7 protein-coding genes and 1 pseudogene are annotated in these 8,767 nt (G+C 71.8%); all 8 read left to right on the top strand.

The window, feature by feature from the left end:
- Window positions 1–6 precede the first annotated feature (6 nt).
- Window positions 7–1,377, top strand: a pseudogene (locus tag OG896_RS04310) (type I polyketide synthase); the annotation flags it as partial.
- 20 nt (window positions 1,378–1,397) lie between these two features.
- Complete coding sequence (locus OG896_RS04305; RefSeq protein ID WP_329362523.1) at window positions 1,398–1,988, top strand: flavin reductase family protein; 591 nt, start codon at window positions 1,398–1,400, stop codon at window positions 1,986–1,988.
- A gap of 90 nt (window positions 1,989–2,078) precedes the next feature.
- Entirely contained in the window at window positions 2,079–3,341 is a 1,263-nt protein-coding gene (locus OG896_RS04300; protein ID WP_329362521.1) for an LLM class flavin-dependent oxidoreductase, read from the top strand.
- Between the two features lie 64 nt (window positions 3,342–3,405).
- Window positions 3,406–4,176, top strand: coding sequence for a thioesterase II family protein (locus OG896_RS04295; protein WP_329362520.1), 771 nt, complete (start codon window positions 3,406–3,408; stop codon window positions 4,174–4,176).
- On the top strand, window positions 4,173–5,414 hold the full coding sequence (locus OG896_RS04290) for a cytochrome P450 (protein ID WP_329362518.1): 1,242 nt from the start codon (window positions 4,173–4,175) through the stop codon (window positions 5,412–5,414). Before OG896_RS04295 ends, OG896_RS04290 begins: the two co-directional genes overlap by 4 nt.
- Window positions 5,415–5,428: 14 nt before the next feature.
- The gene (locus OG896_RS04285) at window positions 5,429–5,626 is read left to right on the top strand and encodes a ferredoxin (RefSeq protein ID WP_328472155.1); all 198 of its coding nucleotides are present in this window, start codon (window positions 5,429–5,431) and stop codon (window positions 5,624–5,626) included.
- A gap of 79 nt (window positions 5,627–5,705) precedes the next feature.
- A complete protein-coding gene (locus OG896_RS04280; RefSeq protein WP_329362516.1) occupies window positions 5,706–6,836 on the top strand; it encodes a polysaccharide pyruvyl transferase family protein in 1,131 nt (376 codons plus the stop codon).
- Window positions 6,837–7,081: 245 nt separating this feature from the next.
- Entirely contained in the window at window positions 7,082–8,722 is a 1,641-nt protein-coding gene (locus OG896_RS04275; protein WP_329362513.1) for an MFS transporter, read from the top strand.
- Window positions 8,723–8,767 lie beyond the last annotated feature (45 nt).

Genomic DNA, 8,767 nt, shown 5'->3' with positions numbered 1-8,767 from the left:
ATGGAAGTGGACCGGATAGTCGAAGCGCTGCGCAAGTCGCTGATCGACAACGAGCGCCTGCGCGAGCACAACGAGGAACTGGCGAGGGCCGCCGCCGAACCGATCGCGGTCATCGGCATGGCCTGCCGCTACCCGGGCGGCGCCGACTCCCCCGAGGGGCTGTGGCGGCTGGTCGCCGAAGGCCGGGACGCCGTCACCCTCTTCCCGGGCGACCGCGGCTGGGACACCGCCGGCATCTACGACCCCGAGCCCGGGGCGCCGGGCAAGAGCGTCACCCGCGAGGGCGGGTTCCTGCACCAGGCGGGCGACTTCGACGCCGACCTGTTCGGCATCTCCCCGCGCGAGGCCCAGGAGATGGACCCGCAGCAACGGGTGCTGCTGGAAGTGACCTGGGAGGCCGTCGAGAACGCCCGGATCGACCCGCTGTCGCTCAAGGGCAGCCGGACGGGGGTCTTCGCCGGGCTGATGTACCACGACTACGACGGCGCCGACGGCAGCGGCAGCCTGGTCAGCGGCCGGGTCGCGTTCACCCTCGGCCTGGAGGGGCCGGCCGTCACCGTGGACACCGCCTGCTCCTCCTCGCTGGTCACCGCGCACCTGGCCGGCCACGCGCTGCGCACCGGGGAGTGCTCGCTGGCGCTGGCGGGCGGCGTGACGGTGATGTCGACGCCGGAGACGTTCGTCTACTTCAGCAAGCAGCGCGGGCTGTCCCCGGACGGGCGCTGCAAGTCCTTCGCCGCGTCCGCGGACGGCACCGGCTGGGGCGAGGGCGCCGGCGTCCTGGTGCTGGAGCGGCTGTCGGACGCGCTGCGCAACAACCGCCGGATACTGTCGGTGATCCGCGCCTCGGCGACCAACCAGGACGGCGCCTCCAGCGGCATCACCGTCCCCAACGGCCCGTCGCAGCAGCGCCTGATCCGGCAGACCCTGGCCGCCGCCGGCCTGCGGCCCGACGACGTGGACGCCGTCGAGGCGCACGGCACCGGCACCCGGCTGGGCGACCCGATCGAGGCGCAGGCCCTGCTGGCCACCTACGGCCGCGACCGGCCCGACGACCGGCCGCTGTGGCTCGGCTCGGTCAAGTCCAACATCGGCCACACCCAGGCCGCCGCCGGGGTCGCCAGCATCATCAAGATGACCCAGGCGATCCGGCACGGCCTGCTGCCGATGACGCTGCACGTCGACGAGCCCACCCCGCAGGTCGACTGGGGCGCCGGCGCGGTACGGCTGCTGACCCGGCCCGAGCCGTGGCCCGAGACCGGCCGGCCGCGCCGCGCCGCCGTCTCCTCGTTCGGCATCAGCGGCACCAACGCGCACCTGATCGTGGAGCAACCGCCGCCCGACAACGCCCACCTGACCGAGGAGCAGCCGCCGGCCGGCAGCGCGGAGGTGCCGCGGTGACGACAGCGCGCACCTCCGTGCAGCGCCCCGGGCCGACCGCCGCGGCGCAGCCGGACCCCGCCGTGTTCCGGCAGGTCCTGGGCTTCTTCTGCACCGGCGTCACCGTCATCACCGCCGCCGACCGCGGCCGGCCGGCCCCGGTCGGCCGGACGGCCGTCGAACCGGTCGGGTTCACCTGCCAGTCCTTCGGATCGCTCTCCCTCGACCCGCCCCTGGTGGTCTTCTCCGCCTCGCGCGACTCCACCTCCTGGTCGCGTATCCGCTCCTCCGGCGCCTTCTGCGTCAATGTCCTCGGCCGGGACCAGGAGGCGCTGTGCCGGGCCTTCGCCGTGAGCGGCGCCGACAAGTTCGCCGGCGTCGAGTGGAGCCCGGGCCCGGCCACCGGCTCGCCCCGGATCGCCGGGTCGGTGGCCTGGGTGGAGTGCGTCATCGAGGCCGTCCACCCGGGCGGCGACCACAGCATCGTGGTGGGCGGGGTACGGGCCCTGGACATCGCCGACTCGCCCGTGGAACCCCTGCTCTTCTACCGCTCCGCCTTCCGCGGTATGGCCCCTAGCGGACCAGGGGTCACCCCGGCACCCCCCTGATGCGGCCGCGGCCACCCCAGAGCGCCGCCGGGTCCGGCCGGAGCCGGTGCGGGCCCCCCTACCGTGTCAACGCCGACGAGAGGAATGGACATGCGATTCGGTCTCAGCTATCACCACCAACTTCCCAGGCCCTGGGCCGAGGACAGCGAGGAACGGCTGCTCAAGGAGTCCCTGGAACAGATCGAACTGGCCGACCGGATCGGTATCGACTGCGTCTGGGCGACCGAGCACCACTTCCTGGAGGAGTACTCGCACGGCTCGGCCCCGGAGGTGTTCCTCGCCGCCGCCGCGGCCCGGACGAAGAACATCCGGCTCGGCCACGGCATCGTCTCGCTGCCCCCGGCGGTGAACCCGCCGGCCCGCGTCGCGGAGCGGCTGGCCACCTTGGACCTGATCTCCGGCGGCCGGGTGGAGTTCGGCTCGGGACAGGGCAGTTCGCAGCTGGAACTCGGCGCGTTCAACGTCGAGCGGGCGACCAAGCGCGAGCAGTGGCGCGAGGCGCTGGGCGTCATCGTCAGGCTGCTCACCGAGACGCCGTTCACCGGCCACAAGGGCCAGTGGATCGACATGCCGCCGCGCAACCTGGTGCCCAAGCCCAAGCAGAAGCCGCACCCGCCGCTGTGGGTGGCCTGTAGTGTCCGCGAGACCATCGAGACGGCCGCCCGCAACGGGCTCGGCGCGCTGTCGTTCTCCTTCGCCTCCCCCGAGCAGGCCAAGGAACGCGCGGACGCCTACTACGCCATCATCAACTCCGAGGAGTGCGTGCCGGCCGGACTGAGCGTCAACCCCAACTTCGCCGTCGTCATGCCGCTGATGTGCCACCACGACGAGGAGACGGCCGTCGACCGGGGCCTGGAAGGCGCCCACTTCTTCGCCTACACGCTGATGCACTACTTCGTCTTCGGCCAGCACCACCCCGGCACCACCGACATCTGGCAAACGTTCCAGCAGACGAAGGAGGCGATGGGCTTCACCCGCAACCCGGCGCCGATCGACCCCTCCGCCGAGCCGGACCCGATGGCCCAGCAGATGATCGACCAGCTCACCGCGCTGCGCCGGGGGATCGGCACCCCGGACCAGATCGCCGCCATGCTCACCGAGTACGAGGCGGCCGGCGTGGACCAGGTCGTCTTCCAGGTACAGCTCGGCAAGACCAAGCACGAGCACGTCATGGAGTCCTTGCAGCTCTTCGCCGACGAGGTGCTGCCGCGGTTCGTCGAGGGCCGCGAGGAGCGCGAGGCGGCCAAGCGCGAGCGGCTGTCCGTCCCGGTCAAGGAGGCCCTCGCCCGGGTCGAGCCGGCCTCCGTCGACGTCTCCGACTACGTCATCGGGAACGAGCTGTCCACGTCCTGACGCGACGCCGACACGTCAACTCCCCCCTGCCCCAGCCTCGTCCCGAAACGGAGGCCGACCCGACATGCCCGTGACCCCGGTCGACAGCGGCACCTGGATTCGCCGGTTCCACCCGGTGCCGGAGCCGGCACCGCGCCTGGTGTGCTTCCCGCACGCGGGCGGATCGGCGTCGTACTTCTTCCCGGTCTCGCGGGCGCTCGCCCCCCGCGTCGAGGTGCTGGCCGTGCAGTACCCGGGCCGGCAGGACCGCCGTACCGACCCGCTCATCGACGACGCCGAGCAGCTCGCCGACCGGGTCACGGCCGCCCTGGGCCCGTGGACCGACCGGCCGTTGACGTTCTTCGGCCACAGCCTGGGCGCCGTCGTGGCGTTCGAGGTGGCTCGGCGGCTCCAGGACGCCGGACGCCCCGTCGACGGCCTGATCGCCTCCGGCCGCCGCGCCCCGTCCCGCTTCCGCGAGGAGCGGGTGCACCTCGGCACCGACGCGCAGGTGCGCGACGAGCTCAGCCGGCTGAACGGCACCGACGCCAGGGTGCTGGCCGACCGGGAACTGCTCGCGTCGCTGCTGCCCGCGGTCCGCAGCGACTACAAGGCCGTGGAGACCTACCGGTACCGGCCCGGCCCCGCGCTGGGCTGCCCGCTGCTCGTCCTCACCGGCGCGGACGACCCGCACGTCACCGCCGACGAGGCCGAGGCATGGCGGGAGCACACCACCGGCCCGTACGAGGTGCGGGTGTACCCCGGCGGCCACTTCTTCCTGACCACCCACGCGACCGCGGTGACGGAACTGATCGCCGCGCGCATCACGCGATCCGAGAGGGACAACGCCCCATGACCGACGTCGAACCCGAGGTGGACCCGGCGGCCGAGCCGCTGCTCTTCCCGCTGCCCCGCAAGGACCCGCTGGCCATGCCGCCCGAGTACGCCGGCCTGGTGGGCGGCGGCTGCCCCGTACGGGGGGTGATGCGCCAGGGCGGCCGCAAGGTGTGGGCGCTGTCCCAGCACGAGCACGTGCAGCAGGTGCTCGCCGACGCCACGCTCAGCTCCAACGGCAAGCACCCGGCGTACCCGATCGTCTTCCCCATCCCGGAGGAGTTCATCGACATCGTCGAACTCCCGCTGGTGGCGATGGACCCGCCCGGGCACACCGTGCAGCGCCGGCTGCTGATCCCCGAGTTCACCGCGAAGCGGATACAGACGCTGCGCCCGCGCATCCAGCAGCTGGTCGACGAGCGGATCACCGCGATGCTGGAGAAGGGCGGCCCGGTCGACCTGGTCCGCGAGCTGGCGGTCCCGCTGCCGTGCGGGCTGTTCTGCGAACTGCTCGGCGTACCCGGCACCGACGCCGACTTCTTCCGCCGGTTCGCCGAGGCCACCACCAACCGCAACGCCACCCCCGAAGAGGCCGGCGCCCTGCACCTGGAGATGGACGCCTACCTGGAACGCGTGGTCACCGAGAAGACCAAGAACCCCGGCGACGACCTGCTCAGCCGGGTGATCCGGAAGAACGCCGAGGAGCCCGACGAGGCCAAGCGCCTGAAGCACTCCAGCCTCGTCACCGTGGCGAAGATGCTGGTCTACGGCGGCTTCGACACCACCGCCAACATGATCTCGCTCGGCACGGTCGTGCTCCTGCAGCACCCCGAGCAGCTCGCCGAGATCCGCGAGAACCCGGAGCTGACCTGGAACGCCATCGACGAACTGCTGCGCTTCCTCAGCATCGAGGACGCGGCCACCGTCCGGGTGGCGACCAGGGACCTGGAGATCGGCGGCGTCCTCATCCGCGAGGGCGAGGGCATGGTCGCCCTCAACGGCGCCGCCAACTGGGACGAGAAGGTCTTCCCCGACCCGGGCGCCTTCGACATCCACCGCGAGACCAAGGGCCACCTCGCCTTCGGCTACGGCATGCACCAGTGCCTGGGCGCCAACCTCGCCCGGGTCGAGCTGGAGATCGTCTTCAACACGCTGCTCACCCGCATCCCCGGCCTGCGGCTGGCCGAGCCCGTCGAGCAGTTGCCCTTCAAGCACGACGCGCACATCTACGGCATCTACGAGCTGCCGGTCACCTGGTGACGGGAGACCGACAGATGCGCGTGCACGTCGACCACGAACGCTGTGTCGGCTCCGGGTCCTGTGTCTTCAGCGATCCGTCCGTCTTCAGCCAGGACGACGAGGACGGCCGTGTCGTCCTTCTGATCGATCCGCACGTGGACCCCGACCGCCGGCAGTCCGTCCGGGACGCGGCCTTCCGCTGCCCGGTGGGCGCCATCACCGTCGCCGAGTGATGTCGCCGGCTCGTCCACCCGCCCGGCCAGTCAACCACCGCTGCGCACCTGGGTGTGCGCGAAACCATAGGAGCCCCGCGTGACTGCACGCACCCGGCACTACCTCGTCACTCCCGCCGGAGTCGGGAACTACGGCGACGAGCTGATCGCCAAGATGTGGCTGCGCCACCTCGCCAAGGTCGCCCCCGACGCGGAGGTCGTCATCGACTGCGCCGGCCCCGACGTGGTCGCCCGACGGTTGCAGGGCATCCACCCGAGGGTCCGCTTCGTGGCCACCCTGTGGCGGCTGTGCGCCTTCATGTGCATGGACAAGAACGTCGAGGAGTCCGTCGCCTTCGTCGAGCGCTCCGTCGCCGACCCGGCCTCGGTCCCCGACCTGACCGAGGGCATCGAGGAGCTGCGGCGGGCGGACACCATCCACATCGTCGGCGGCGGCTTCATCAACAGCCACTTCGCCCGGCTGCTGAGCATGCTCGCCGCCGCGCCCGCGGCCGCCGCCCACTCCGGGGCGCTCACCGCCTTCACCGGCCAGGGCCTGTGGCCGCTGGCCCCGGGCACCGAGGACCTGGCCCGTCGGCTGATCTCCCGGTTCGGCATCGCGGACGTGCGCGACTCGGTGACCTACGACTTCCTCAAGGGCATCGACGCCGCCGTGCAGAGCCCGGACGACATGTTCCTGAACATCTCGCCGGACCTGTTCCGTGCCGACGCGGACGCCCCCGAGGTGATGGTCAGCCTGCAGACGAAGTTCTCCGAGGTCGACACCTCCGACCTGGTCGACTACGTGGCCGGCATGGTCAAGGCGTGGGGAGTCGACCGGGTCGGGCTGATCGAGTCCTCGCCCGACTTCGACAAGGAGGTGATGGAGCTCGCCGAGCAGCGCATGCCGGTGGCCCGCCGCTACACGATGGACGAGCTGCTGGAGTCCGGCCTGCCGGCCAGCCCCGGGCAGACCTGGATCGCCACCCGCTTCCACCCGCACCTGTTCGCCGCGGCACGGGGCGCCTCGGGCGTGGCGGTCAGCATCGCGCCGGACTACCTGGGGGTCAAGCACCGCTCCCTGCTGGAGTGCGGCTCGCGCTGGACGCTGGTGGAGAAGCTGGAGGGAGTGCCGGAGCGGCCCACGCAGGGCGGGTTCACCCCGGCCGAGCTGGAGGGCCTGCGCGTGGCCAAGGCGAAGATCGCGGACAGGATCTACCCGGCTTCCTGACGGCTGCCGCCGCACCACCGGTACCGCCGGCACTACCGGCACTACCGGCAGTACCAGCACTACCGGCACCACCAGAACCACCAGAACCACCAGAACCACCCACGGACCTCCCGGGCGCGCCCGCGGTTCCCCTGTCGGGAGCCGGGCGGCAGGCCGGGAGGTCCGTGCGTCGTTCTAGACGGCCGTATGTATTGGTCGCTCGTCCGTCCTGTACAAGCGACTTACACGGACGTATGATTGACGGCATGACAGAAACCCGCACGCGAGCCGGGGGCCGGGAGTGGACCGCCCTCGTCGTGCTCCTGCTGCCGCTCCTGCTGGTCTCCATGGACGTCTCGGTGCTGTTCTTCGCAGTGCCCTACATCACCCGCCAACTCCAGCCGAGCAGCACCCAGCAGCTGTGGATCTTCGACATCTACGGCTTCGTGCTGGCCGGCATGCTGATCACGATGGGCTCCCTCGGGGACCGGATCGGTCAGCGGCGGCTGCTGCTGACCGGCGCGGTGGCGTTCAGCGCGGCGTCGTTCATGGCCGCCTACGCCTCCAGCGCCGGCATGCTGATCGCGGCCCGCGGCATCCTCGGCATCGCCGGCGCCACGCTGACGCCGACCACGGCCGGGCTGATCCGCAACATGTTCAACGACGAGAAGCAGCGGCAGACGGCCATCGCCATCTGGGCCGGCGGCCTGGCCACCGGCGTCTCGTTCGGGCCGGTGATCAGCGGCCTGCTGCTCGCGCACTTCTGGTGGGGCTCGGTCTTCCTGATCAACATCCCGTTCATGGTGCTGCTCCTGGTCGCGGCGCCGCTCCTGGTCCCGGAGGCGCGGCCGCGGAAGACCGGCGGGATGGACTTCGTCAGCTCCGTCCTGTCCCTGCTGGCCATCCTGCCGATCATCTACGGCGCCAAGGAGATGGCCACCTCGGGAGTGAACACGCTGCGGGTGGCCAGCCTCGTGGTCGGTCTGGTCTTCGGCGTGCTGTTCGTGCTGCGGCAGCGCCGGCCCGACCCGATGATCGACCTCAACCTGCTGCGCAGCCGAGCGGTCAAGGGCCCGATCCTCACCAAGTTCATCGCCAACCTGACCATGTCAGGCACGGCGATCCTCACCGCCCAGTACCTCCAACTGGTGCACGGCCTCAGCCCGCTGGCGGCCGGCCTGTGGAGCCTGGTGCCGTCGATCGGGGTGGGTGTCACCACGCCGGTGAGCACCATCCTCCTCAAGCGCGGGGTCGATCGCAGCCACCTGATCAGCGGCGCGTTCGTGCTCGGGGTCGCCGCCTTCGGGGTGATGACCCAGGTGCAGAGCGACTCGCAGCTGTGGGTCGTGCTGCTCGCCTCCACGCTGCTGGCCGGCGGCATGGTCGTGGTGATGACGCTCGGCACCGAACTGCTGATCGGCGCCGCCCCGCGCGAACGCGCCGGCACCGCCTCGGCGATCCTGGCCACCGGCACCCAGTTCGGCGGCGCGATGGGCATGGCCGTCCTGGGCACCATCACCACCGCCGTCTACCGGCGCCACATCACCGGCAGGCTGCCCGCCTCCGTGGACGCCGACAAGGTGCACGCCGCCCGGCAGACGCTCGGCGGGGCGACCGTCGTCGCCCAGTCCGTTCCCGGCCGGGCCGGCGCCGCGGTGCTGGCCGCCGCCCGGGACTCCTTCACCGCGGGCATCCACGTCGCGGCCGTCACCGCCGCCGTCCTGATGGCCCTGTCCGCGCTGCTGTCCGCGCTCTTCCTGCGGCGGGTCCGGCCCCAGGAGGCGCAACAGGGCGGCGCCGCGCCGAAGGCGCGCGAGAAGTCCCGTGGCGCCGCTCCGGCGGGCGCGCCCGCCGCCATGGAGGAGGACCGCGGGCCGTCGCAGGCGCCCCGGCCGTCGCACGGCTGACCCCTTGACCGCCGTTCGCCCACGCGCCCCCGTCGCGGACGAACG

It is taken from the genome of Streptomyces sp. NBC_00669, from assembly GCF_036226785.1.
Classification (GTDB): domain Bacteria; phylum Actinomycetota; class Actinomycetes; order Streptomycetales; family Streptomycetaceae; genus Actinacidiphila.
The sequence above is the reverse complement of the archived record's forward strand: the minus strand, read 5'-3'. Positions and strand labels throughout refer to the sequence as shown.